This window comes from Lacrimispora sp. BS-2, assembly GCF_040207125.1.
GTDB lineage: Bacteria > Bacillota > Clostridia > Lachnospirales > Lachnospiraceae > Lacrimispora.
The window spans coordinates 249,046-275,118 of the sequence record NZ_CP157940.1 but is presented as its reverse complement, the minus strand read 5'-3'; the positions used below and the strand labels follow the sequence as shown (position 1 = coordinate 275,118).

General features: G+C 47.6%; 23 protein-coding genes. 3 read left to right on the top strand and 20 right to left on the bottom strand.

Annotation, left to right across the window (positions count from 1 at the left end; all coding sequences use genetic code 11):
• Positions 1–6 precede the first annotated feature (6 nt).
• Genes ABFV83_RS01365 through ABFV83_RS01325 form a run of 9 tightly spaced genes read right to left on the bottom strand, consistent with a single transcriptional unit; the run spans position 7 to position 8,660 of the window.
• On the bottom strand, positions 7–1,608 hold the full coding sequence (locus tag ABFV83_RS01365) for an FAD-dependent oxidoreductase (protein WP_349947148.1): 1,602 nt from the start codon (positions 1,606–1,608) through the stop codon (positions 7–9).
• 11 nt (positions 1,609–1,619) lie between these two features.
• Positions 1,620–2,294, bottom strand: coding sequence for a 4Fe-4S dicluster domain-containing protein (locus ABFV83_RS01360; protein WP_092244266.1), 675 nt, complete (start codon positions 2,292–2,294; stop codon positions 1,620–1,622).
• A gap of 11 nt (positions 2,295–2,305) precedes the next feature.
• Complete coding sequence (locus tag ABFV83_RS01355) at positions 2,306–3,139, bottom strand: FAD/NAD(P)-binding protein (RefSeq protein ID WP_349947146.1); 834 nt, start codon at positions 3,137–3,139, stop codon at positions 2,306–2,308.
• Positions 3,132–4,178 carry a 4Fe-4S dicluster domain-containing protein gene (locus ABFV83_RS01350; protein ID WP_349948845.1) on the bottom strand — a complete coding sequence of 349 codons (1,047 nt, stop codon included), beginning with the start codon at positions 4,176–4,178 and terminating at the stop codon, positions 3,132–3,134. The genes ABFV83_RS01355 and ABFV83_RS01350 overlap by 8 nt, the downstream gene beginning before the upstream one ends.
• Positions 4,178–5,053: a 4Fe-4S dicluster domain-containing protein gene (locus tag ABFV83_RS01345; RefSeq protein WP_349947144.1), complete on the bottom strand. Its 876-nt coding sequence runs from the start codon at positions 5,051–5,053 to the stop codon at positions 4,178–4,180. The genes ABFV83_RS01350 and ABFV83_RS01345 overlap by 1 nt, the downstream gene beginning before the upstream one ends.
• Complete coding sequence (locus ABFV83_RS01340) at positions 5,041–5,490, bottom strand: hydrogenase iron-sulfur subunit (protein ID WP_054739539.1); 450 nt, start codon at positions 5,488–5,490, stop codon at positions 5,041–5,043. Before ABFV83_RS01340 ends, ABFV83_RS01345 begins: the two co-directional genes overlap by 13 nt.
• Complete coding sequence (locus tag ABFV83_RS01335; RefSeq protein WP_349947142.1) at positions 5,481–7,469, bottom strand: CoB--CoM heterodisulfide reductase iron-sulfur subunit A family protein; 1,989 nt, start codon at positions 7,467–7,469, stop codon at positions 5,481–5,483. Before ABFV83_RS01335 ends, ABFV83_RS01340 begins: the two co-directional genes overlap by 10 nt.
• A 22-nt stretch (positions 7,470–7,491) precedes the next feature.
• Positions 7,492–7,863 carry a 4Fe-4S dicluster domain-containing protein gene (locus tag ABFV83_RS01330; RefSeq protein ID WP_349947140.1) on the bottom strand — a complete coding sequence of 124 codons (372 nt, stop codon included), beginning with the start codon at positions 7,861–7,863 and terminating at the stop codon, positions 7,492–7,494.
• The gene (locus ABFV83_RS01325) at positions 7,860–8,660 is read right to left on the bottom strand and encodes a CoB--CoM heterodisulfide reductase iron-sulfur subunit B family protein (RefSeq protein WP_349947138.1); all 801 of its coding nucleotides are present in this window, start codon (positions 8,658–8,660) and stop codon (positions 7,860–7,862) included. Before ABFV83_RS01325 ends, ABFV83_RS01330 begins: the two co-directional genes overlap by 4 nt.
• 214 nt (positions 8,661–8,874) lie before the next feature.
• Between ABFV83_RS01325 and glpK the strand changes: the two genes are divergently transcribed.
• Together glpK and ABFV83_RS01315 are read left to right on the top strand one after the other, a co-directional pair.
• Positions 8,875–10,371, top strand: coding sequence for a glycerol kinase GlpK (gene glpK / locus ABFV83_RS01320; protein ID WP_349947136.1), 1,497 nt, complete (start codon positions 8,875–8,877; stop codon positions 10,369–10,371).
• Between the two features lie 32 nt (positions 10,372–10,403).
• Positions 10,404–11,117, top strand: a complete 714-nt coding sequence (locus tag ABFV83_RS01315) for an MIP/aquaporin family protein (protein ID WP_349947134.1) — start codon at positions 10,404–10,406, stop codon at positions 11,115–11,117.
• A 78-nt stretch (positions 11,118–11,195) separates the two neighbouring features.
• On the opposite strand, the gene ABFV83_RS01310 is transcribed toward ABFV83_RS01315, so the two are convergent.
• The 5 genes from ABFV83_RS01310 to ABFV83_RS01290 all read right to left on the bottom strand — a co-directional run bounded on the left by ABFV83_RS01310 (position 11,196) and on the right by ABFV83_RS01290 (position 16,162).
• Complete coding sequence (locus ABFV83_RS01310) at positions 11,196–11,888, bottom strand: response regulator (RefSeq protein WP_349947132.1); 693 nt, start codon at positions 11,886–11,888, stop codon at positions 11,196–11,198.
• 185 nt (positions 11,889–12,073) lie between these two features.
• Entirely contained in the window at positions 12,074–13,117 is a 1,044-nt protein-coding gene (locus ABFV83_RS01305; protein WP_349947130.1) for an electron transfer flavoprotein subunit alpha/FixB family protein, read from the bottom strand.
• A gap of 23 nt (positions 13,118–13,140) precedes the next feature.
• The gene (locus tag ABFV83_RS01300; protein ID WP_349947128.1) at positions 13,141–13,923 is read right to left on the bottom strand and encodes an electron transfer flavoprotein subunit beta/FixA family protein; all 783 of its coding nucleotides are present in this window, start codon (positions 13,921–13,923) and stop codon (positions 13,141–13,143) included.
• Between the two features lie 12 nt (positions 13,924–13,935).
• On the bottom strand, positions 13,936–15,087 hold the full coding sequence (locus tag ABFV83_RS01295; RefSeq protein WP_349947126.1) for an acyl-CoA dehydrogenase: 1,152 nt from the start codon (positions 15,085–15,087) through the stop codon (positions 13,936–13,938).
• 157 nt (positions 15,088–15,244) lie between these two features.
• Positions 15,245–16,162 (bottom strand): LysR family transcriptional regulator, encoded by a 918-nt coding sequence (locus ABFV83_RS01290; RefSeq protein WP_349947124.1) that lies wholly within the window; start codon positions 16,160–16,162, stop codon positions 15,245–15,247.
• A 120-nt stretch (positions 16,163–16,282) separates the two neighbouring features.
• On the opposite strand from ABFV83_RS01290, the gene ABFV83_RS01285 reads away from it, so the two are divergent.
• Entirely contained in the window at positions 16,283–16,570 is a 288-nt protein-coding gene (locus ABFV83_RS01285; RefSeq protein WP_349947122.1) for a NifU family protein, read from the top strand.
• A 102-nt stretch (positions 16,571–16,672) separates the two neighbouring features.
• On the opposite strand, the gene ABFV83_RS01280 is transcribed toward ABFV83_RS01285, so the two are convergent.
• The 6 genes from ABFV83_RS01280 to ABFV83_RS01255 all read right to left on the bottom strand — a co-directional run bounded on the left by ABFV83_RS01280 (position 16,673) and on the right by ABFV83_RS01255 (position 25,809).
• A complete protein-coding gene (locus tag ABFV83_RS01280) occupies positions 16,673–17,998 on the bottom strand; it encodes an acetyl-CoA hydrolase/transferase C-terminal domain-containing protein (RefSeq protein ID WP_349947120.1) in 1,326 nt (441 codons plus the stop codon).
• Between the two features lie 4 nt (positions 17,999–18,002).
• A complete protein-coding gene (locus ABFV83_RS01275; RefSeq protein ID WP_349947118.1) occupies positions 18,003–19,319 on the bottom strand; it encodes an acetyl-CoA hydrolase/transferase C-terminal domain-containing protein in 1,317 nt (438 codons plus the stop codon).
• A 39-nt stretch (positions 19,320–19,358) separates the two neighbouring features.
• A complete protein-coding gene (locus ABFV83_RS01270; protein WP_349947116.1) occupies positions 19,359–20,807 on the bottom strand; it encodes a 4-hydroxyphenylacetate 3-hydroxylase family protein in 1,449 nt (482 codons plus the stop codon).
• 27 nt (positions 20,808–20,834) lie between these two features.
• A complete protein-coding gene (locus tag ABFV83_RS01265; protein ID WP_349947114.1) occupies positions 20,835–21,950 on the bottom strand; it encodes a 4-hydroxybutyrate dehydrogenase in 1,116 nt (371 codons plus the stop codon).
• Between the two features lie 11 nt (positions 21,951–21,961).
• Positions 21,962–23,320 carry an aldehyde dehydrogenase family protein gene (locus ABFV83_RS01260; RefSeq protein ID WP_349947112.1) on the bottom strand — a complete coding sequence of 453 codons (1,359 nt, stop codon included), beginning with the start codon at positions 23,318–23,320 and terminating at the stop codon, positions 21,962–21,964.
• Between the two features lie 398 nt (positions 23,321–23,718).
• Positions 23,719–25,809 (bottom strand): glycosyl hydrolase family 18 protein, encoded by a 2,091-nt coding sequence (locus ABFV83_RS01255; protein ID WP_349947110.1) that lies wholly within the window; start codon positions 25,807–25,809, stop codon positions 23,719–23,721.
• Positions 25,810–26,073 lie beyond the last annotated feature (264 nt).

Here is a 26,073-nt window from a genome sequence, read left to right as displayed (position 1 = left end):
TCCTCCTTATAGCTGTCCCGCTGTCCTGGCATACTTTGGCAAAAGCAGCGGGGAAATTTTATCCATAACAATACCGGCTCTTTGGCACTCCTCTTCCATTTCATTTATATGTGACAAAGCAAGCTTTCCTATATGTACGTCTTTCACGCGCCCGGCCGCACATTTTCCGGCATTGCGGCCAAAAACAATAATATCCAGAAGAGAATTTCCCATAAGCCTGTTCCTTCCGTGGATCCCTCCCACTGCTTCTCCTGCCACAAACAAGTTCTCTATGGTGCTCTGGCAATCCGCTTGGATCTGGATTCCGCCGTTTTGATAGTGGAGGGTAGGATAGATCAAGATAGGGGTTTTTCTCATATCGATTTCATATTTCAAATACATGCGCAGCATTCCGGGGAGACGCTTTTCCAGGGTTCCTTTCCCATGAATTAAGTCGATCATGGGAGTATCCAGCCAGATTCCCTTCCCAAGAGGAGTGACAACTCCTTTTCCATCTGCACATTCTCTGATAATGGAGGCTGCAGACACATCCCTGGTCTCCAGTGGATGCATGAAAGCTTCCCCCAAGGCATTGACTAACATGGCGCCTAAGGAACGGACCTTTTCCGTCACCAAAGCCCCGTAAATCTGCTCCGGAAAAGCAACTCCGGTGGGATGGTATTGAAGGGTATCCTGATAGAGAAGCTTTGCTCCTGCCCGGTAAGCTAAAACCAGGCCGTCGGCCGTTGCCCCGTAGTGGTTGGAGGTGGGGAATCCCTGATAGTGGAGCCGTCCGGCTCCCCCTGTGGCAAGAATAACAGTTTTTGCCCTGGCTGTCAAAAGTTCTCCTGTTTCCATGTTCAAAAGGACTGCTCCCGCCGCCTTTTTATCCTCATCTAAAATGAGCTCCACGGCAGAGGTATAATCAGCCACGGAAATCGGAAGGTTTAATACTTCATCCCGGAGCACTCTCATGATTTCAGCACCCGTGTAGTCGGCCGCCGCGTGCATACGCTTTCTGGAAGTACCGCCTCCGTGAGTGGTGACCATGTTTCCGTCTTTGTCCTTGTCAAACATCACTCCCAGCTCATTTAACCATTTAAGGGCTTCCGGAGCTTCCATGACCAGCTTTTTCAAAAGCTCCGGCCGGTTGGCGAAATGTCCCCCTCCCAATGCGTCTAAGTAGTGGATCTGGGGGGAATCGTTTTCTTTGTCCGCAGCCTGGATCCCGCCTTCCGCCATCATGGTGTTGGCATCCCCCAGACGGAGCTTGGTGGCTATCAGTACCTTTGCCCCTGCCCTGTAAGCCTCAATGGCAGCCGCACAGCCAGCTCCCCCTCCTCCTATGATCAGAACATCCGTATCGTAGTCCGGAGATGATAAATCCACGTCAGTGTCTCTGATCCGGCTCCTTGCCTGCAAAAGGACTCCCAGTTCTTTGGGCACTTTTTCTCCCTTATTGGGGCCTGCCTTTAGTATGGCAAACTCTTCCTCTTTATAATCCGGGTGATAGGCTTTCAGCAGTTTTTCCTTTTCCTCTGCCGTCATTCTCCGGGGCTCTGTCTGCATCCGTTCTTCCCTGGTGGCCTCGACCTTTTTTACGGAATCCATCATCTTGGCTGTAAACATGTCTATTCCTCCTACTTTTCGATTTCTCTGGTATTATAAAGGTTTTTCAGTTCTTCCAGGGGTTTTGCCATGATCGCTTCAATGAGCTCCGTAAAATCCCCCGCCTCTACCTCTCTTACCCGGTTGGTTAAGTGCCTTGATTCCGGAGCCAGATATTTTCCGGTGATCCGTCTGGCCAGAAGGCCGACCTGAGGATGGGAAATCCCGGCCGGACACCTGGAAGAACAAATCCCGCACATCACACAGTCAAAGGATTCTTCGGCACATTTCTCCAATTCCCCTCTCTGGGCATATGCAATATACTGCATGGTATCAAGGCCCTGGGGACAGCTTTTGGTACAGGCTGCACACCCGATGCACTTGTAGATTTCCGGATACAGCTCCATCATGACCTGTTCATTGACCGAAACCTTACTTATGTCATAAACCTCCTTTACCAGAGGGAAAAAGGGAAGGGTGGCCACATACATGTTTTCCCGGACCTGGGTCTGGCAGGCCAGACAGGTCTTTAATTCCCTGTCTCCTTTGATACGGTAAATCGTGGCACAGGCTCCGCAGAAGCCGCACCTGCAGCCGCAGCCCCGCACAAGCTGGTATCCTGCATATTCCATTGCTCCCATTATGGTTAAATTGGACGGAACTGTATATTTTTTACCGAACAGATAAACAGTAATCATATCATTCATTGGTCAACCTCCTAATATTCAGAGGGCAGGACGCCCAATTCATCATAACGGAACACAGGTCCATCCTTGCAGACGTATTTAGCACCTATGTTGCAGCGTCCGCATTTGCCCACTCCGCATTTCATCTTCAGTTCCATGGTCGTATAGACCTGTGTACTGGCAAATTCCATTTCTTCCAGTGCCTTCAGCACATATTTTATCATCACAGGCGGACCGCATACCAAAACGGTTCTGTCGTTTGAAAACTTCAGCTCCCTGACATAATCAGGTACAAAAGCCACGTTCCCTTCCCAGCCTTCTTCAGCCCGGTCTATGGTCAGATGCACACGGAAGCCCTGGACCTTTGACCAGTCTTTTCTCATTTCTTCTAAATCTACCAGATCCTCTGCCGAACGGGCCCCGTAAACAATATCCACCTGGCCGTAATCCGCCCGGTTGTCAATGACGTAATTAATCACAGACCGCAGAGGCGCGATTCCGATCCCGCCGGCGATAAAGAGCAGGTTCTTGCCTTTTAACTCCGTATCAACGGGAAAGTAATTGCCGTATGGACCCCGCAGGGCAATTTCCTGCCCCTTTTCCATCTGGTGGAGCCAGTCGGTGAGGCAGCCGCATTTTTTAATGGAAAACTCCATGTAATCCCTGTTGGTTGGTGAGGAAGTGATGGAAAACATGGCTTCCCCCACTCCTGGAATGGAAAGCATGGCACATTGCCCCGGCATATGGTCAAAGGGCTTTCTCCCCTCTAACCCGTTTACGCGAAAAGTTTTCACATCCGGCGTATCTCTTCTTACATCTGTAATCATACCGATTTCCGGAATCAATACATTGGTTCTGTCACTCATGGTTTCCTCCTTCCGTGCCGTTCTCTCCCAGGGCTTTTATCACCCTGGCAATATTTAAGGAAGACGGACATTTACGCAGGCACCTTCCGCAGCCCACACAGGAATATATGCCGCCGTTGTTTTCCGGAAAATATACCAGCTTATGCATGAATCTCTGGCGGAACCGCTGCATCTGGTTGTTTCTGTTGTTTCCATGGGCCATCTCGGTAAAGCCCGGATACATACAGGAATCCCAGCAGCGGAATTTCCTGACTTCATGGCCTGCGTTGTAGTCGCATATATCATAGCACTGGCAGGTAGGACATACAAAGGTGCAGATTCCGCAGCCTAAGCAGGTTTCGGATAAGGATTCCCATTGTTCCGACTCAAACAACTCCATGGAAGAATCCGGATGTTCAAACCGTTCCAGACTCAAATCCTTCAGGGGCAGAGCATCCAGCTTTTTACGGATCTCTGCTTTCTGCTCCTCAACCTTTTTACGGTCTCCCTCCTCAAACATTTCTGAAACTAATTCCGTCAATGCATCTCCCTTTTCCGTCAGGCTTTTCCAGTACAGTTCTCCGTCTGCGATCCAGACGGACACATCTCCTCCCGGCCAGGCAGGATCGATGCCAAAGCTTTGGCAAAAACAGGTGTTTTCAGGGTTCTTACAGGCTAAAGCCACCACATACCCGTTCCTTCTTTTGGATTCATAGCAGGAATCGCAGGGTGTGCTTAAGAACACCCGGTCCAGAAGCTCAAAGCTTCTCCTGTCACAGGCCCTTACACCAAAATAAACAGCGCTCTTTTCCTCTGCCTCTTCAGGCACAATGGAAAGGCTCCCCTCTTCTTTCCTGGCTCGGTACAAAGTCTCCGACTGGGGAAAGAAAAAGGACTTGGGTGCACGATCTGTCAAAAGAGTATCAAAACACAGGGTATCCCCTTTTTTCCATGGAAAAAACGAAACACTGCCAGCCTTTTCCATGGGAGCAAATATCTGATGCTCCTTTGAAAGTTCAAAAAAAAGTTCATCAAGACGTTCCAATGGCATTTTTAGCATCAAGACACACCACCTTTCCCATATATAGCCGAAATTTCCGGATCAGACTCCTTAAAATCCGTTAACGGAGACTTTGAGTCAGGACTTTCTCCTGCCTGATGGGTTCCGTACCGTTCATTGATCTCCTCAATCATTTTCCGGTTCAGCAGATAAAGTGGAATGTTCTGGGGACAGACCCGGCTGCACTCCCCGCAGTCCGTACACCTTCCCGCTACATGGAAGGCTCTTATAATATGAAACAGATTTTCCTCAAAGGCATCGGAATTAGCCTTTGCCTCTACTCCGGAATCCTGGTTATCAAACACGCATTTGATGCAGCTGCAGGCAGGACATATGTTACGGCAGGCATTGCAGCGGATACATTTGGAAAGCTGCCCCCGCCAAAAAGCAAAGCGTTCTTCTGCAGTCATCTGGTTCAATTTTTCCTCTTCTTTCGAGGGGACCGGAGCCGGAACGGACAGATCCGATTCTATGATCTGGTCAAAGGCTTTAAAATCATTGCCCTTACAGGACTGGCATTTGAAAAGCAGGCCCTTTTCATCCCTCATTCCACCACAGGGAACTCCCAGAATATAAACCTTTTCCCGTTTTACCCTTTTTTCCGATAAAAGCTGGTTAAATCCATATGTATCGCAGGGCTTTAAAAGGACCAGTACCTTTCCTTCTTTTCCCATTTCTTTTATAAGGAATTTGCTTAAATTTCCCCCGCAGTGCTCATTGTAAACCAGACGGGAGATGCTTTCCCGGTTCCGGAACAGGGCAGGTGCCGCCTCGTAGTCAAAGAGTCCTTTTTCCCATGCCAGAATCCGGTTTATCTCTCCTTCATTCCAGAGCTTTTTACACGTTTCTTTTATGGTCTCTTCTATGGCATGCATCGTAAATCCCTCAACTTTCTGTTTGGTCCCAGTTCTTTTATGGACTGGGTGAAAGCATTCATGGTCGCAGAAAACTTGGCGCCCTCTGCTGCGGAGATCCATTCCACCATGGTTCTTTCCCGTTCGATTCCAAGGTAGTCCAACATGCCAAACAAAAGGGTCATCCTTCTTCTGGCATAGTAATTGCCTGTGGAATAATGGCAGTCTCCCGGATGGCAGCCGGCTAAGATCACGCCATCCGCCCCCCGTTCAAAGGCCCTTAACAGGAATAAGGGATTCACCCTGCAGGAACAGGGAACCCGGATAATCTTTACTTCTGCCGGATAGGAAGAGCGGCTTGACCCCGCCAGATCGGCCCCTGCATAGCTGCACCAGTTGCAGCAAAACGCCAGGATGAGAGGCTTAAACTCCTTGTTGCTGTTATCTTCTATCTGCATATCGCATCTACCTCCGCCATAATCTGTTTTACGGTAAATCCTTTTAAATCCATGGCTCCCGATGGACAAGCCACCGTACAGGCTCCGCAGCCCTGGCACACCGCCTCGTTTACCATAGCAAGCCTCCGCGTTTCCCTGACTCCATGATCCAAAACTTCTCTCTCTTCGTAATCAATGGCTCCGTATGGACAGACTTTGGAACAATTAGAGCACCCGCTGCACAAACGTTCCTTTGCCTGGGCCACTTGAGGGTTATTAAGAAGCTTATCCCTGCATAAAAGTCCGATGACCTTGGCTGCTGCCGCTCCTGCCTGAGCCACAGTCTCCGGAATGTCCTTTGGCCCCTGACAGGTTCCTGATAAGAATACTCCGGCAGTGGGACTTTCCACAGGCCTCAGTTTGGGATGGGCCTCCGTAAAAAAGTCGTTGGTGTCCATGCTGGCAGTGAGCATGGTAGCAAGATTTCTGGCTGATTTATCAGGCTCTATGGCTGTTGCCAGTACCACCATATCGGTTTGCAGCAAAAGCTGTTGTCCATTCAGTAAGTCGGAGGCCTGAACCAACAGCCTGCCGTCCTTTTGCTCCATTACCTTTCCTACCATTCCCTTCCGGTAATCAACGCCGTAATCTTCCACTGCCCTGCGGTAAAATTCGTCGAAATTCTTTCCCGGTGTGCGTACGTCAATGTAAAATACATGGACATTGATGTCCGGATATTTGTCACGGATCATCATGGCGTGTTTGGCCGTGTACATGCAGCAGATCTTAGAGCAGTAGCTCTTTTCCCTGCAGGACTCTCCCCGGGAGCCGACGCACTGGATAAATACCATATCTTTCGGGTGTTCCCGGTTTGAAGGCTTTACCAGTTCTCCCTTAGTTGGGCCGGCGGCATTCATCAGCCGCTCCAGTTCTAAGGAAGTGATGACATCAGGACTTTTGGAATACTGGAATTCATCAAACCTTTCCAGGGATATGGTCTGAAACCCTGTGGCAGCCACAATGGCACCGTAGTTCCTGGTGATGATCTCATCCTGCTGGTCAAAGTCAATGGCACCCACGCCGCAGGTCTTCTGGCACAGGCCGCATTTTCCGGTCTTAAAATGGATACAGGCTTCCCTGTCAATGGTCGGAATGTTGGGAATTGCCTGGGCAAAGGGAATATAAATGGCTGTCCGGTTATCCAGCCCTTCGTTAAATTCGTTTCCCGTTTTCCTGGAAGGACATTTTGTCGTACATACTCCGCATCCCGTACACTTCTCTTCCAGTATGCTTCTGGCTTTTTTCCGGATGTCTACGGTAAAATTCCCCACAAAGCCTTTTACCTTCTCTACTTCACTATAAGTAAACAAACGGATCTTCTCATGGGCTGCTGCATCCACCATCTTAGGGGTAAGGATACAGGCCGAACAGTCCAAAGTGGGAAAGGTCTTATCAAGCTGAGCCATTTTTCCGCCTATGGTAGGTGATTTCTCTACAATGTCAACCTCAAATCCTGCATCAGCAATATCAAGGGCAGTCTGGATCCCTGCAATTCCCCCTCCGATTACCAGGGCCCGCTTTGTCACAGGAGTTTCTCCCGCTGTCAGCGGTTCGTTCAAATGGACCTTGGCGATTGCGGCCTTTGCTAAGAGAATTGCTTTTTTCGTTCCTTCTTCTTTATTTTTATGGATCCAGGAGCACTGCTCCCTGATATTGGCAATTTCCACCATGTAGGGATTCAGTCCCGCAGCCTGTGCTGCTTTGCGGAACGTGGCCTCATGCATGCGCGGGGAGCAGGAGCATATTACGATTCCGGTCAGCCCCTTTTCCCTGATCGCGTTTTGAATCATAAGCTGGCCGGCTTCCGAGCACATATATGCATAATCAGATGCAAAAACAACGCCTGGTTCTTCCTTGGCAGCAGCTGCGACCTGACTTACATCCACAGTAGCCGCAATGTTGCTTCCGCACCAACAGACAAAAACTCCTATTTTCTGCAAAATTTTCCCTTCCTTTCTTTTGTCACCTGCTGTATTTTCTGAATGCCGCCATAAGGGCCTGCTGGGGAAGCGATGGATCCAGCCGTTCCGCTACATCCTGGGGTTTCAGCCGGTTGGCCCCCGATGCCCTCAGCTTTATAACCTGGACGGCTTCTATGAGTTTCTGGGGCTTCACCCCTCTGGGACACCGTTCCTCACAGGCCAGACAGGTCATACAGCAATACAGGGATTCCGATTCCAAAAGAGGGGATATCTGATTGTTCTTAACCATATCCACAAATTGATGAGGGTGATATTCCATCTTTTCAAATGCAGGGCAGGTAGCTGTACATTTTCCGCATTTCATGCATTTTGAGGGGTTCACACCGCTGATCCTTAAAATTTCTTCCCTCACGTTCCTTCCTCCTGTTCTTTCACTCCCAAAGCCTCCGCCAGAAGTTCCGTAAAATAGTAAACCGGAATGTCCTCTTTCAGCCCGCCATTTTCCAGATTGTATTTACATAACGGACAGGCCGTAATCATGCCTTTTGCACCCTGGTCCATAGCAGCTTCCATAATAGAGGAACTTTTTTCAGAAGCAAATTTCTCATCTTCCACAGTCACATATCCGCCGCAGCACTCGTTTTTTAAAGCGTAGTGAACCGGCTGGGCGCCGATTGCAAGGAGAAACTCTTCCATAATGGATGGATTTTCCGGATCATCAAAATTCATTACCTGGAAAGGCCTTAGAAGCAGGCAGCCATAATAAGGTGCTATCTTCTTTCCATTAAGAGGATGTTTTACTTTTTCTTTGATCCGGTCAAAGCCGATACGGTCCCGAAGCAGTTCCAAGTAGTGAATGACCTTTGTCTCACCTTCATAACCATTTTCAGGCTCCAGATAAGCATTGATCTTCTGTCTTATTTCTCCGGAAGTCTTCATATCCTCATTGACCCTTTTTAACACGTGGTGACATGCTGAGCATACAGTCACCAGATCCTGCTTTTTCTCCCCTGCCTCCCTTAATGCACGCACAGGAGAAAGGCGTGTAGCCAGTTCGTCCGCCATCCCGGGATAGACGCCTCCGCAGCATTGCCAGTTCTCTATCTCTTCCAGCTCAATTTCTAATATATGGGCACATTCCCTTGCATAGCGGTCCAGTTTCTTCGCCTTTGCCTTCAATGTACAGCCCGGATAATAACTGTAAACCATTGTCTAAAACCTCCCAACCTCTTACATTGATAATAATTTATCATAAATCAGAAATGAGTGAAATCATAAGCAAGTAATAAATATATTATGTAAGTAAAATAAACGGATTTGTATTTCTTACTTACATAATTCATTCTTTACTTTCCAATTCTTCTTTTTTCCATGGGACTCTTCTATAATGATAAAAAATAACAAAGCAAAGGAGAATTTTTTTATGGCAAAGTATGTAATGGCATTGGATGCGGGCACTACAAGTAATCGGTGTATTCTGTTCAATGAAAAAGGGGAAATCTGCAGCGTTGCTCAAAAGGAATTTACCCAGTATTTTCCAAAACCAGGCTGGGTTGAGCACGATGCAAATGAGATCTGGTCCACGCAATTGGGGGTTGCAGTGGAAGCCATGTCCAAAATCGGTGCGTCTGCAGAAGACATTTCTGCCATCGGAATCACCAACCAGAGAGAAACTACTATAGTATGGGATAAGGCAACAGGCGATCCCGTCTATCACGCAATCGTATGGCAATGCCGCAGAACTTCTGAATACTGTGATTCCCTAAAGGAAAAAGGATTGGTCGACACCTTCCGCTCTAAAACCGGACTGGTCATTGACGCTTATTTTTCCGGAACCAAGTTAAAATGGATCCTGGACAATGTAGAAGGCGCAAGAGAAAGAGCCGAAAGAGGGGAACTCTTATTCGGAACCGTAGAAACATGGCTGATTTGGAAGCTGACAAAGGGACGGGTTCACGTAACCGATTACTCTAACGCTTCCCGGACCATGATGTTTAATATCAATACCTTAGAGTGGGACGATGACATTCTTTCAGAACTTAACATTCCAAAGTCCCTGCTTCCCGAGGCAAAGCCTTCAAGCTGCATATATGGAGAATCTGACCCTCAGTACTTTGGCGGTCCTATTCCGGTCAGCGGCGCGGCAGGTGACCAGCAGGCAGCACTTTTCGGGCAGACCTGCTTTACCGCCGGTGAAGCTAAAAATACATATGGAACCGGCTGCTTCTTACTGATGAATACCGGAGAAAAACCTGTATTTTCCAGCAACGGTCTGGTAACTACCATTGCCTGGGGATTAGATGGAAAAGTGAATTATGCCCTGGAGGGCTCCATCTTCGTAGCAGGAGCCGCCGTTCAGTGGCTTCGGGATGAAATGAAATTCATTGATTCCGCTCAGGATTCCGAATATATGGCCCGCAAGGTAAAGGATACCAACGGCTGTTACGTAGTTCCTGCATTTACAGGACTGGGAGCTCCCCACTGGGATCAGTACGCAAGAGGCACTGTAGTTGGAATTACCCGGGGCGTGAATAAATGTCATATCATCCGTGCCACCCTGGATTCTCTGGCCTATCAGGTAAATGATGTACTGCAGGCAATGAGGTCTGATTCCGGAATCGAACTGGCCGCCTTAAAGGTTGACGGAGGAGCCAGTGCCAACAATTACCTCATGCAGACACAGGCAGATATCATAAACGCCCCCGTAAACCGTCCGCAATGTGTAGAGACTACTGCTATGGGCGCCGCTTATCTGGCAGGCCTGGCAGTGGGATATTGGGCAAACAAGGAAGAGGTTATAAAGAACTGGGCCATTGACAGGACCTTTGAACCTGCTATCAGCGGGGAAGAAAGAACTAAGAGGATCAGCGGCTGGAACAGGGCTGTGAAATATTCCTTTGATTGGGCAAAAGAAGATTGAAAATTAAATAATAGATTCAGGGAGGAAAAAGTATGTTAGTGTATTTAGCAGAATTTTTAGGAACTATGATTTTGATTTTGCTTGGAGATGGCGTGGTCGCCAATGTTAACCTGGATAAGTCAGGTATGAAGGGTGGAGGTTCCATTCAAGTCTCCTTTGCATGGGGGTTCGCGGTTATGATTCCTGCTTTCATCTTCGGCGCAGCTTCCGGAGCCCATTTTAATCCGGCTGTTACCATAGCCATGGCAGCAGACGGAAGCCTTCCATGGGACCTTGTCCCGGGATATGTGATCGCACAATTTGCAGGAGCATTTACCGGCGCCGTCCTGGTTTACTTATTGTTTAAGGATCAGCTTGACGCAACGGAATGCCAGGCCACAAAAAGAGGCGTTTTCTGTACTTCACCTGCGATTCCAAACACCGGCCGCAACCTTTTAAGCGAAATTGTCGGGACATTCGTTCTGGTATTTGCTATTAAAGGCATCGGACAGGCAGGAGCTGTTCCTGCAGGAGTTAATAACATTCTTGTGTTTGGAATCATCGTTTCCATCGGTATGTCCCTTGGAGGCTTAACAGGATACGCGATCAACCCTGCCAGAGACTTAGGCCCCCGCCTTGCTCACGCAGTTCTTCCCATCAAGGATAAAGGCAGTTCTAACTGGAAATATGCTCCCATCGTGTTATTCGGCCCCGTGATCGGCGGCCTTGCTGCAGTACTTCTCTACAGCGCAATTCCCTGGGTATAATTTTTTCTTTACATACCTGCAAAAGTGACCAGAAAGAAAAAAGGCCGGAACACTTCCATAGTGTTTCCGGCACTTTTCTCACTCTGCCAGGCGATCCTCTTGTTCTATGTAACGGTAAACAACACCGGGCCTTCCTCCTGTATTATAATCAATGTCACTGATAACCCTTTGTTTTTCCAGCAGATAGTTCATGTACCTTCTGACCGTTACACTAGATAACTGGACCTCTTTGGCGATTTTCTCGCTTGTCATTGGATTTAACTGGTTTATCTTCATATAATCCAATATGTTATACAAAGTAGCTTCCTGGATTCCCTTACTGTTTTCTTCTGCCTGTGGCAGAGAAGAAACATGAAACAGTTTATCTAACTGGGACTGGGAGAAATTGCGCGGTTTCAGCAACTCCTGACTTTTCGTGAATTTCTCCAAAGCATGATTAAACCTGTTATATTCAAATGGCTTTATCAAATAATCGATAATTCCAAGCGAAAGAAACTTCTTCACATGCTTTACATCATTGGCGGAACTTACTACTATGAAATCCAGATCCTTCTCCTGTCTCCGGATTTCCCGTAAAAGCTCCATACCATCCATTTTCGGCATATACAGTGCCGTAATGGCCAAATCTACGGAATGCTCCTCTAAATAATTAAGAGCATCCCGCCCATTGGAAAAACAACCGCATACTTCCATGTCTTTGTTTAGCTCTACATAATGACGGTTAATAGAAGCAACGATAGGGTCATCTTCAATGATGATTGTTTGATACATATTCCCCAACCCCTCCTGTAAAATAATGGCATCAAATAAGTTCCCTTAATCTTCCCACAAAAAAAGCGCACTAAAAGACAACTGTTAAGTTGTCCTGTGCGCTCTCTTTCTCTCTGGACGATATATAATTATTATAACATACCATATCTGCTATTTCAATACCAATCCGGCTTAAGATGAGATTCTTACATTCCGGCTCTCACTGCCTGAAGCTGCCTGATCAGTTCCGGCACAATTTTCTTCCAGTCTCCGGTAATACCGTAATCTGCGACCTCAAAAATGGGTGCGCTTTCATCCTTATTGATGGCAATGATCAAATCAGACTCTTCCATACCTGCCACATGCTGGATTGCCCCGGAAATTCCAACGGCAAAATACACATTGGGACGAACGGTCTTTCCGGTCTGGCCCACCTGTAAGTCCTTTGGCTTCCATCCTGCGTCCACAACCGCCCTTGAGCAGCTTACCTCTCCGCCTACTGCCCTTGCAAACTCTTCCAGAAGGTGGAAGTTTTCCGGACAGCCTATGCCTCGTCCCCCTGACACCAGTATTTTGGCGTCCATAATATCTGCTGTTTCATTTACGGCTTTCACAATCTCAAGAATTTCCGTATCATTCTTTTTTTGAAGAAAGCCAGGATCAAATTCCTCAATGACTGCCTTTCTGCCCGGAACTTTCTCTTCGGCGCGCATCACTCCCGGACGGACCGTGGCCATCTGGGGACGATGATTGGGGCAGGCAATGGTAGCTATGGTATTGCCGCCGAAAGCAGGGCGTGTCATCAGAAGCTGATTTGCTTTCTGTTCTTTTCCTGAAACCGGATTTAACGGAAAATTCCCGATTTCCAGCTTTGTACAATCCGCAGTCAGTCCTGTTGCAATTCTGGCCGACACCTTAGGCCCTAACTCTCTTCCCACAGCAGTTGCTCCTATGAGAACAATTTCCGGCTTGTATTTTCTGATTGCCGAAGCAAGTGCATGGGTATAAGGCTCTGCCCTGTACTCCTTTAATTCCGGACCGTCTACGACTATCACCCTGTCGGCACCATATGCGGCAAGCTCATCCGCCAATCCCATAACACCGGAGCCAATGAGCACTGCGGTGACATCTGTATCTAAATCTTTTGCAAGTTCCTTTCCTTTTCCAAGCAATTCAAAAGCAATGCTGTTTAACCGGTTATCTGTCTGCTGCGCAAAAACGCAGATCCCTTTGTATTCTTCCAGATTCATATAGCCGCCTCCCATCTATTCCGCTAAATAACATGTCTTTCCTTTAACTTTTCCACAATAAACGCCGCAGATTCTCCAGGACTTCCACTTATCATCTCTCCCGTTCCCTTTTTCACCTTGTCGGAAGCCTTTGCTATCTGGGTGGGAGAACCTTTTAATCCAATGTCCGTGTCAGCTACGTCTTTTAAATCGTCTCTTCCCCATACCGTGATATCCGCATCATACGCATCAAAGATACCGCCCGGAGTCATGTAACGTGGCTCGTTCAGCTCGGAAAGCGCTGTGATCAGGCAGGGAAGCTTTGCCTTTAAAACGTGATACCGGTCCTCAAACTGGCGCTCCACGACCACACAGTCTCCCTCTACCCGGATATTCTGGGCATAGGAAATAACCGGAATGCCTAAATGTTCAGAAATCTGTGGCCCCACCTGCGCCGTATCTCCGTCAATGGCCTGACGGCCTGTAATAATCAGATCGTATTCCAGGTTTCTGATGGCGCCTGCCAATGTGGAGGAAGTAGCCCAGGTATCGGCTCCTCCCAGCACCCGGTCGGTTATTAAGATTCCCTTATCTGCCCCCATGGCCAGAGCCTCCCGCAAGACCTCATCCGCTTTGGGAAGTCCCATGGTGATGGCAGTCACTTCCCCGCCATGCTGGTCCTTTATGCGCAGGGCAGCTTCCAGTCCTGCTTTGTCGTCCGGGTTCATGACACTTGCCATGGACCCCCGGTCCAGAGTGCCGTCCGGCTTGAATTTTACCCCGTTCTTTGTATCAGGTACCTGTTTGATACATACTACAATTTTCACAACAAGTCCTCCTTATTTTAAAATATTCCCGGATATGACCATGCGCTGCACCTCCGAGGTTCCTTCATATATCTCCGTGATTTTGGCATCCCGCATCATGCGCTCCACTTCATATTCCCTGGTATATCCGTAGCCACCATGAAGCTGGACTGCTTTTGTGGTCACATCCATGGCAGCCTCCGCCGCATATAACTTTGCCATGGCGGCTTCCACGCTGTAGTTCTTTTGCGCTGCTTTTGCCATGGCAGCCTTGTAGACCAGCAGCTTTGCAGCTTCGATCCTGGCAGCCATATCTGCTATCTGGAACTGGGTATTCTGGAACTGGCCTATGCTGCGGCCAAACTGCTTTCTTTCCATAACATATTTCACCGTGGAGTCAAATGCTCCTTCCGCAATTCCCAGGGCCTGGGCAGCAATGCCGATCCTGCCGCCGTCTAAGGTATGCATGGCGATCTGAAATCCCTTTCCAAGGCTTCCAAGCAGGTTTTCCTTAGGGATGTGGCAGTCCGTGAAAATCAGTTCATAGGTAGATGAACCCCTGATCCCCATTTTCTTTTCCTTTGTCCCGAAAGAAAAGCCCGGAGTCCCCTTTTCCACAAGAAAGGCGGAGATTTCCTTCATCTTTTTTCCCCGCTTTTCCACGGTGCCGGTCACGGCAATGATCACGTAGACATCCGCTTCTTTTCCATTGGTGATAAAGCATTTGGAGCCATTTAACACCCAATGGTCCTCATGTAGCACTGCCTTTGTCTGCTGTCCCTGGGCGTCGGTTCCTGCCCCGGACTCTGTCAGTCCAAAGGCGCCAAGCTTCTTTCCGGAAGCCAGGTCAGGGATGTATTTTTGCTTCTGTGCTTCCGTCCCATAGGTAAGTATGGGATCAATGCAAAGAGACGTGTGGGCAGATACAATGACGGCAGTGGTCGCACACACCTTGGCAAGCTCCTCCACGCACATAACGTATGTAAGGGGATCACATCCCTGGCCGCCGTATTCTCTGGGGACCGGAATCCCCAGGAATCCGTATTCTGCCATCTTTTCAACGGTTGATTTCGGAAACTTTTCCGTCTCGTCGGTCTCCTGAGCTAGGGGCTTTACCTCACTTTCAGCAAAATGCTGAAACAGGGTCCTGGCGAGAAGGTGTTTTTTCGATAAATTGAAATCCATGCTTACGCTCCTTTTCTTAGATGATAAGTCCGCAGTGCAGCTGGTAAAACCTGCGGTTTTACCAGCTCACGGGCAGTCGCCCTATGAAATGTAGCAGGAAAAGATTTTCTTATGTGCGAGCACAACGAAAATCTTTTTCTGCTGCATTTCCCACTGCTCATTGCTTTCGTGGATATTGTGTCATCTCAACATTGTCTTCCAGCATCAGCTGAAGCTGCTTTGCAGCCGAGCTTAAGGGCCGGCGGCTGTCGCTGACAATGCAGATGCTCCGCTCCGGTATCTGTTCATGCAGCTTGATTTCTACGATCTCTCCCTTTTCAAGGGCCGGCTGGGCCAGCTCTTCGGGAACAAATCCAATTCCTAAGTTTTTCATGATTACCGGAAGAACTAAGTCAATTCCCGCCACTTCAATGGCCGGCTGCATGACCAGGCCGCAGGAATGGTAAAATTCCTGAAAAAAGGCAAAGGTAGTTGTGCCGCCTGACATGGTTATCAGCGGAAGTGACGAAAGTTCCGAAAGGAAACTGGGTTTTCCGCCGTATTCCTTATACTTCTTTCCTCCCGCCAGCAGGCTGCGGAAGGTCTTTACTTTAACTGCCTTTATGTTCTCATCGCAGTAAAACGGTGTTGTAATAATTCCCAAGTCAATTTTTCCTGCCTTCAGTTCGCTTAAAGTCTGGGGCGTGTTATAGGTAAAAATGTTTAACCTGACCTGGGGAAATTGTTCCTGAAACTCATGAAGTCCTGTAAGCAGATAGGAATGCATGGCCATCTGAGTGGCTCCCACGTTAATCTGCTCACTATGTCTTCCCAGGCTCTCCTTTAAGGCTTCCTCTCCTAGCATCAGCTGCCTGCAGGCAGGTTCCACATAGCTGTAAAGCAGTTCTCCCTGACTAGTCAAAACAACGCCCTTTTTCGACCGTATAAACAGCTTGCAGCCCAGCACGTTTTCCAAGTTCTGTATATAGCAGGTCACTGATGGCTGACTGGTTAAAAGAGCGTTGGCCGCCCTTGTGAAGTTCTTATACTTTGCCACATAATAAAAAACCTTGTAATGTTCAAAATTAGCCGACATACCCTTTCCCTCTTTTCTTTTATTGTTTTTTCCTATCTGTATTCATCAGATATTCGTATCAGTCGCCGGATTGACAAAAACTCCTTCCTGCTGTTAAACTATTTCAAAAGGAGGTTCGCCATGAAAGCAACAAGAGAGCAAATTGAAATGATCCTCGATAAGAAGGTACGCCCGGCTTTGGCGAAGCACGAAGGCAACGTCACGGTACTGAGCTTTGAAAATGACATTTTAAAAGTCCGGTTGACCGGCAAATGCTCCGGATGTCCCGCTGCCAGCCGCACCAGCGAAGAGCTGATCGCAGCTGAGATCAAAGCCGCATTTCCCTCTGTCGCAGACGTTGTCCTGGTAGAGGAAACAAGCCAGGAATTACTGGATGCGGCAAGGAAACTGCTGGGGCTTCCTTCTTAAAGACAAATGTTACAGTCCCGGTCCGGATTATATTCCTCCGGACCGGAAACCGGGCATTTCTTTAGGACCCGGCATTTCTTACATACCATAGATTCAAAGATATTACAAGGCTTTTCCGTCGCAAAACGGTTCTGAAAAACGTTTTTCAAACTCTTCTTTAAGCCCCTCCTGAAAGTTTGGGTGGGCAATCTTTACCAGTGCTCTGGCCCGTTCCCTTAATGTCTTTCCCTTCATACGGGCGATTCCATATTCTGTCACAATATAATCCACATCATTTCTGCTGGTGGTCACGGCTGCTCCCTCCAACAGGAAAGGAACGACTTTTGATACGCTTCCCCCCTTTGTAGTAGAAGGGAATGCAATTATGGATCGCCCGCCCTTAGATGCGGCTGCACCTCTCACAAAATCCACCTGTCCTCCCACTGCGGAATATTGCTTTAATCCAATGGCCTCTGCACACACCTGCCCCATCAAGTCCACCTGAAGCGCGGAATTTATGGACACCACGTTGTCATTCTGGCTTATGACAAAAGGATCGTTTACATAGCTGACAGGCATTAAGGACACGGCCGGATTGTCATCTACAAAGTCATAGAGCCTTCTTGTGCCAAGCATAAAGGTAACCACCATTTTCCCTTTGTCAATGTTCTTCCTTTTTCCTGTAATGACTCCCTTTTCATACAAATCCACCACTCCGTCGGATACCATCTCCGAATGGATTCCCAGATCCTTTTTATCGTCCAGACACCTTAAAACCGCATCCGGTATGGCGCCGATTCCAAGCTGGAGGCAGTCCCCGTCCCGTACAAGGGAAGCAATATGACAGCCAATGGCAGCCTCTGTCTCGCCTATCTTGGAATTTCCATGTTCAAGAACCGGCTCATCACTTTCCACTATGGCAGCCAGCCTGCTGACATGGATAAAATTGTCTCCCATTACCCTTGGCATATTGGGATTCACAGACCCGATCACCCTGGTCCTTGGGTTTTGTCCTGCTTCCTTTGCAAAATCACAGGAAATGCCATAGCTGCAATAGCCATGCTCATCCGGCAGAGACAAAGTGACTAAAAAAACATCCGCAGGCTCCACATTTACCACATAGTCCGGTATCTGATAAAAGAAGCAGGGCGTATAATCCCCTTTTCCCGCTGCAATGTGGTTTCTGCTGGCAGGGCCTACAAACAGGTTGTTAAAGCTGAAATGCCGCTCCATTCCAGGCCCTAAATACTTACATGGCCCTAAATCATGCTGCTGGACAATGCGTATGTTCCTCAAATCCTGTTCTACCGCATAATCCACCATAGCCTCCACAAGAACTCCGGGCTCCGAAGCCGCATGTGCAATCAGCACCGTATCTCCGGAATGGATCTCCTTCACAGCCTCTTCCGGCGTTTTCAGCTTTGAGGCATATATTTCTCTCCAGTCCATATTCCTACACCTCCAGGTATTTTTCAGAAAAACGTTTTTCAAACTCCTGCGCAAGCCCCTCCCTGAACTGGGGAGCAGCGATCCGGATCAACTGACGGGCCCTGTCTCTTAAGGTACGGCCCTTCATCTTAGCGATCCCATATTCCGTCACAATATAGTCCACGTCATTTCTGCACGTGGTCACAGTTGCCCCTTGAGTCAAAAATGGGACGATCCTTGAAATGGTACCCTTTTTCGCAGTGGAGGAAAAGGCAAGGATGGAACGCCCGCCCTTTGAGAACGCAGCTCCCCGGATAAAGTCCACCTGCCCGCCGATTCCGGAAAACTGCTTTAAGCCCATAGCTTCCGAACAGGCCTCACCCATTAAATTCACTTCCAGAGATGAATTGATGGATACCATGTTATCATTGCGTCCTATGATTGCGGGATTATTGACATAATCCACGGGAGCCATGTAAATGCAGGGGTTGTCATCTGCAAAATCGTACAAACGCCTGGTTCCCATAAGGAAGGACACCACCATCTTATCCTGATTAAAGTTCTTGGCACTGCAATTAACAACGCCTTTCTCATATAAATCCACAATGCCGTCGGACAGCATTTCCGAATGGATCCCCAGATTTTTCTTGCCTCCCAGGAATTTTAAAACAGCATCAGGTATAGCCCCGATTCCAAGCTGTAAGCAGTCCCCATCCTTTATTAAAGAGGCAATATGCTCTCCTATAGCCAGTTCCACGTCACCGCTCTCAGGAATGGGCAGCTGCGTTACCGGCGTATCGTCTTCCACGATCACGTCAATGTCACTGATATGTATAAAGCAGTCTCCGTGAGTCCTTGGCATGGTGGAGTTTAATACCCCAATCACCTTTACACTCTCAATCTCCGCGGCCGGCTTGGTATAATCACAGGCTACACCAAAGCTGCAGTACCCGTGCTCATCCGGCAGGGAAAAGGTTGCCAGAAGCACATCCGGCTTTAAAGAAGAGCGGAACAATTCCGGTATCTGGTAAAAGAAACAGGGCGTAAAATCTCCCCGGCCGCTGTTGACACAGTCTCTGGTATTGGCTCCCAGAAAAAAGCTGTTCTGCCTGAAATGTTTTTCCATTCCCGGCCGGGCATAAAGTGAATGCCCCATATCGATCTGCTGGTTGATCTCAATATCTCTCAAATCCATTTTTACAGCATAGTCCACCATGGCATCTACCAGTTTCACCGGCTCTCCCACCGCATGGCCGATTACCACCCGGTCTCCGGACTTAATGATCTTCACTGCCTCTTCCGCAGTCTTAAGCTTTGACAAATACAGTTCTTTCCAATTCATCCTCCCAATCCTCCCTGTTAAATCCATTTAAACCCCGTCTTAATCCCGGATCTTTGCAATCTCTTTTGCAAGCTGTTTCTTCTTTCCAATGTTACCCTGGCGGGAAATCATGATCCTCTGTGCCTGTGGAGAACCGGCTCCATGCATGGATTCTGTCCGGTAACCCACTGCTGCTGTTCCAAGGGTCAGATTCTCGATCAGGCGCAGAACCTTTAGGCGGTTTTCTGTAGAAACTCCATCTACTCCCTTTAAGTATTTCTCCACCATCGGGCCGACCACCGGGCTTCTTAAATCCTTTTCAGAAGGCGCGGTCACCATAATGCCCCCTGCAATGTCTTCCGCCAGCCGCGCGATCTCATAGGGGTATCTGGTAACATTCTGCTTGCATACGTTGGCAAGCAAAAGATCGATCAGATAGTTTCCTGACTCCGTAGGACTGCCTTCCGCAGAACAGGCAATTCCGCAGCAATAGAGAGTTTCATTTAAATGGACCATTTCAATCAGTTTATCCTTAATGTGGGAGACTTTCGGCACTCCGTTATAATCCGCAGCCAGGGCAGCGGCTCCGATCAGAACATCTCCCACGCCCACCTTGCAGCCGCCATAGGACTGCCTGTGATAGCCTGCAAAGCGTTCCACCAGCATACCGGCAAACTCATGCTCCCCATTTAAGAAAATCCTGTCATTGGGTACAAACACATCGTCAAACACAACCAGGGCTTCCACGCCTCCGAATTCACTGTTCCCCACATCCATGGAAGAGCCTTCCAGCTTTCTGGTATCGCAGGACTGCCTTCCGATTATCATGGTAATTCCTTCTGCGTCCGTCGGCACAGCAAACGATACGGCAAAATCCTTATCGTCCGGTCCCATGGCTACGGTAGGCATGACAATTACTTCCTGGGAATTGATAATACCCGTCTGGTGGGCCTTTGCCCCTCTGACTACGATCCCATCCTCACGCCGCTCCACCACCCGGAGATACATATCCAGATCAGGCTGAGCATGAGGGGCCAGGCTTCTGTCGCCCTTTGGGTCGGTCATTGCGCCATCCACCGTATAATCATTGTCCTGTACCATGCGGAGGTAATTCTTAAAATTCTCATGGTAATGGGTGGAGTACTCCTTATCAATCTCATAGGTGGTGGACCATACTGCATTAAATGCATCCATTCCCACACACCGCTGAAAACAGGCTGCTGTCTTCTGGCCGCAGAGCCTCTGCATCTTTACTTTTTTTATTAAATCATCCGTATTCCTGTGAATATTGGCAAAACGGTTGATCTTCCGGCCATCCTCCAAGGTCACAGTCATCAGATCCTCATGTTCCGGCATCTGCGCCAAATCATAGGTCGCCTTTACCGAATTAAGAGATGGCCGTAAAATCGGGTTATCAACCGGATTTTCAATTTTCTCTCCGAACATATAAACATTCAGTTTCATTTTGCGTATGCTTTCTACATACTCTTCCCCTGTCATCAATGCCATTGCTATTTCCCCCTTTTTAATTCAAAATCAATATAGTTCCCTGTAGATTTTTAAAACCCTCTCTTCGTCCAGGGGTACAAAATTGTTGGCCATAAGCCTCCCCTGACGCTCCATAACGCTCTTTGCAAACACCGGAAGCTCCTCCGGCTTTACGCCGTATTCATGGAGGGACTTCTTAGGAAGGACCGTTCCCAGAAGTTCATCCAGCTTGTCATAGACCTCTTCTTCCCCACAGCCCAAAAGTCTGGAAAGACGCTGGTTTAAGACTGCTATTTCCCCGTCTCTGCGTATTTCCATATAGTTTTTTAACACTCCGGTAAACATGGCATAATTGCTTTCCCCATGAGCCACGTGATAGCTGCCTCCAAGAGGATAGCTGGTGGCATGGACTGCCGCACATCCGGCGGTCCCAAAAGCAATCCCCGCATAATTACTGGCAATAAGGAAATCTTTCATAAGGGGTTTTAATTCTTCCCTTCCCTCAGCCGCTATTTTCTGATACCCCTTAATGATCATTTCAATGGCCTTGTATCCGAACAGCTTGGTATAAGGTGTAGCCTTGGGAGATAAGCTGGATTCCACAGCGTGGACCAGAGCGTCAATGGAACTGGCTGCAAATACGCCAAAGGGAAGTCCGTTTAAAAGCTCCGGAACCAGCACCGCATCATCCGCATACATAGCGGGAGATACAAGGCCCATTTTCGTTCCCAGCCTGGTCCTGTTGATAATGGAAATATTGGTCACCTCACTGCCCGTACCGCAGGTAGTGGGAAGAATCACCAGCTTCCTTCTCTTTTTCGCAGAAGCCGGCGCCTCATACAGGGAATCCAGAGATTCTCCTGTCGAAACAGCCAGAACTTTGGCTATGTCGATGACCGTACCGCCTCCTATGGCAATGATCCTCTGGCAATCCATTCTCTCTGCTGCTTCCAGGATCTGGTCCACCATAATGTCCGTAGGTTCTCCGCTGCCGTACTCTTCCTGGAAAATCGTCTCCACTTCCAGCCCCAGATTTCCAAAACAGGGATTGTATATGTATTCATTGGTCAATACCAGATCGCCTCTTCCTAGTTTAAATTCTTTTGCGAATTCAGCGCAGGTATCGTAGTAAGAGATCTGTGTATTTAATATTAATTCTGTCATGTCCGCTCTCCCTATGAAAAAATCTCTTCATCCGACGGCTGTTTCCAGTTCTTCTTAATCAGAACGATCCTGCTCTTATTCATCAGATGGGTATAAAACAGGTTTTCACTGATGGCGTTATTGCCCCAGCTTCCGCAGCCTAAAGTGGTGGTAGGATTTAAGGAATTGGCAAAAGCCCCGCCTGCCATGCTGGAACTGGTCTGGTTCACCATTACCCGGCTTACAGGAAGCTTCACACCTGCATATTCGACGTGCTCCCGATTATCCGACTGAATATCAGCAGAATGACCTTCCCCTTCTACCAACAGGTTCTCATAAGCAATGTCTACGGCTTCCTCCCAGGTTTTGTAGCTGTAAGCAGCCATTATGGGACACATTTTCTCCTTGCTCCACACAACTCCTGCTCCATATTTTTCCGGTTTGACAACAATCACCTTCCTGTCCTCAGGTATGGAAATCCCTGCCAGCCCTGCAATGGCCTGCACCGACTGGCCCACCACATGCTTACTGATGTTTCCGCCCGGGAACACCACTTCCGCCAGCTTGGAAGTTACGGCCGGATCGTCAATAAAATATGCGCCCTGGTCTTCAAACTCCTTCATGATCTTATCATAATCCTTCTCAGGGGCGATAATGCTCTGAGTGCCGGAGCAGATGATTCCATTGTCAAAGATACGGCTGGCAATCATGCGGCCTGCTGCTGCTTTGTAATCGATTCCTTCATCAATCAATCCCTGTACATTGCCCGGACCAACGCCATAGCTGGGCTTTCCGCTGGAATAAGCAGACTTCACCATTGCCATACCGCCGGTGGCTATCACTGCGTCACAGGCTGCCATAAGTTCTGTGGTCAGTTCTACACTGGGCTCCTCCATAACAAGAAAGATATCTCTCGGCACGCCCATACGGTCTAATTCCTTATAATACAGGTCCGCTACCGCTGCCGCGCATTTCCTGCCTCTGGGATGAGGAGCAATGATAATGGTATTTTGGCATTTAACAGCAAACATGGCATTGCACATGGGCGTGACCACCGGATTCGTACAGGGAGTGGCTGCCGCAATGATGCCCATTGGCTTTGCCAACTCAATGATTCCTGCCTCTTCGTTTTTTCCGATGATCCCAACAGATTTCCTGCCTTTCATCGCATTCCAGATAATCCTGGATTTCCCCTTGTTTTTCATAATCTTGTCTTCATAAACTCCCATGCGGCTTTCCTCCACAGCCAGTTTTGCCAAAGGCTCTGCATGGTCGAAAACCACTTTTGCGAACATCTTTACAATCTCATCTGTTTTAGCCTGGTCATAAGTAGCCAGTATCTCCTGTGCTTTTCTGGACCGCTCAACCAACGTCTGAACATAAGAACCCATCCTTTGTTACCCCTTTCAAGTTATTTTTTTAACACTCTTGTTTTTATTTTAACACAATTTGTCTTTGTTGAAAAATACCAATAATTGATCGTTTATTATAGGATTTTTTTATACAAATTCAAAATACCCTTCCATATCTTTTTGCATTACTGATATAGAAGGGTATACTTTTCTATGTTTTTTTTGTAGTTTTATCACTTTTCTATGATAGCCGGATTTTCCTCAGGCATTTCCGCTCATTTGAATAATTCTGCAGCCAACTCCTGATTTGATTATTTAATACAACCTGCACCAGTTCTATTTTTGTTTATCATAGAGGAAGGTGCCGAAAACAGCCATGACTTAGCTATTTTTCAGCACCTTCTACTATACTCAAAAAATGAAAAAAGGAAATTCTGTTATTGCTGCACTAATTCCCAAGGTCCCCATTGTTCTGCTCCGGGTATGTCTCCCTGCGTCCACCATTTTGCCTTGTAAATGTTTCCGTTGTACCTTACCAAATCTCCTTGTACGTAGATTGTCTCAGAAGAGTATTGGCTGATTGTACCAGTATCTATGTCTGTTTCCGGTTCGGTCACTGGCTCGGTCACTGGCTCGGTCACTGGCTCGGTCACTGGCTCGGTACCGGGACTCACTGCTCCTGTGCCTTCGTATAGTTTCTGACGGCTGATTTCTACACTGGAAGGAACGATACGCTGAGATATTTCTATTGATTTGATATCGTTTATATCTGCAATTCCATTGGTACTGATTTTGAATGTTGCCGCATGACCTTGTTTTAAATTCTTATAATCGTAAACACTGGACAAATCAGCAATTGCAACGCCATCCTTCATTGTTACGCTGCCAGAACCGTATCCGCCACTGGATAAAACAGCCCCACTGTAAGTGGAAATATAGACTCTTGGGTTTTTAACTGTTTCATAAGACAGTTCCGTAGCTGCCAGTACAGCATTACTCTCGTCAGAAGTTTCATTGTTTGTGATTGTTATTTCGTAGCCCTTGGCGCCATAATCATTGTATGTTCTTATAGTTGCGGTTACGTTAAGTTCTGGCTCGGAAAGAGTATACTCTGGAAGCTTTGCGTAACCAAACAGACCTTCTTTTATTGCACTTGTCAGTTTATCCCGTTTTCCTGTGGTCTTTTCCGCGTCCTGCGAAGCCATCCAGCTTATGATTCCACCCAGGTTATGGTTCTTTACGTAGGCGGTTTTTTCCTGAATTGACTTTATATTATCATAGGTAAAAAATGCTCCCGTCTGTTCATTGTAAAGATAAGGCGCTTTTGCATAGTCATCCCAGTACTCTTTCAATCCCGGATAAGCTGTTTTTAAACTGTCCAGATTACGATAAGACCATACGCCGCTGCTGCGTCCCCCATCTCCGGAAGCGATGGCAATTTCATTTTTCGCACCTCTGCTGGGCGTTTGATCTGCGTCTTTTGTCACCTGTTCGGCACTGCCGAACAGTCCGGGAAGATTCTGATCCGGACCGTCATTTAATACCCGTTCCCAACCCCGGGTATAAAAAGCGCTGCCAACTACGATCTTATCCGCCAAAGCTCCCTCGGACAGCAGATACTGTATGGAAGCGTCTACAGACAGTCCTTCACCTTCTGCTGGGTCATTGGGGTTCGTATAAAGGCCAGTGTGATGTCCGCTGAGTGTATCCCAGGCACCGTGGAGGTCATAGGTCATGACATTGGCAAAATCTACGATGTTAAATAAGGCGGGAATGTCAATTCCTGCTTCTAAAAGAGTTCTGGAAGCAGGCAAAGCCACTGAAAGCTCGTACACTCTGCCTAATTCTTTACCCTGTTCATTCAAAGCTTCCCTTAAATCCTGCAGTAAAGTGATGTAGTTCTGCTTATCCGCCGGTATGGCGAAAGGAGTCCCTTCATCATTTTTGTTATCTACCAAATCAGGCTGGCGGACAGACGTAGGATATTCCCAGTCTATGTCCACAAAGTCCATATTCGTGTAACGGATAAACTTCATTACATTATTAACAAAGTTTTGCCGGACTGCCGGATTAGCGGCAACTGTTGAGAAATCTCCTGACTTAGACCAACCACCAATGGAAACTCCAATCCTGACATTAGGATATTGCGCTCTTAAATCCTGCAGGGCAGACAAAATACCGGACCCCGGTGCGTCCCATTGTGCGCCTTCCATGCCTACGGGTGCACCAACTGCTGCGTCTTTGTCAGTGAATACCAGATCCCCATTTGAATTGAAATCCAGAAATGCGAAGTTCAAATGGGTAAGCTGATCCATTGGAATCCCTTTGGGATAAAAATTCCCCTGCCCTCCCCAAATCGACCAGTCTCCATAATACATAACGTTTTTGAGTCTACCGCTGTCCTTTGTGTATTCAACAGCTTTTTCATTGCCTACGGCACAGACAGGTATTGTGGCGTAACTGCTTGTCCCCAGCGCAAGTATAAGCGCTGTTGAAAGTAATACATTCTTTTTACGGTTTTGTTTCATATTGAGTCTCCTTTCTATTCTACTTGGGTTAATTGGATTGATTAGTATCTACTAATATAATAAAGAAATTTTTCCAAAATATAAACTGTTAATTTATTTTTTCATCGCAATAATTCAGACATTTTTATATAAAATTCGACAACAATGAAATTAACTTATTATAATCAAGCACATCCAATAGGATTCAAATAGTTAGTAAAGCCATAACGGTAAAAAGAAAATACAGCATACGGGAAGCAGAAGCAAGAAGTGAAAAAAGAAGAT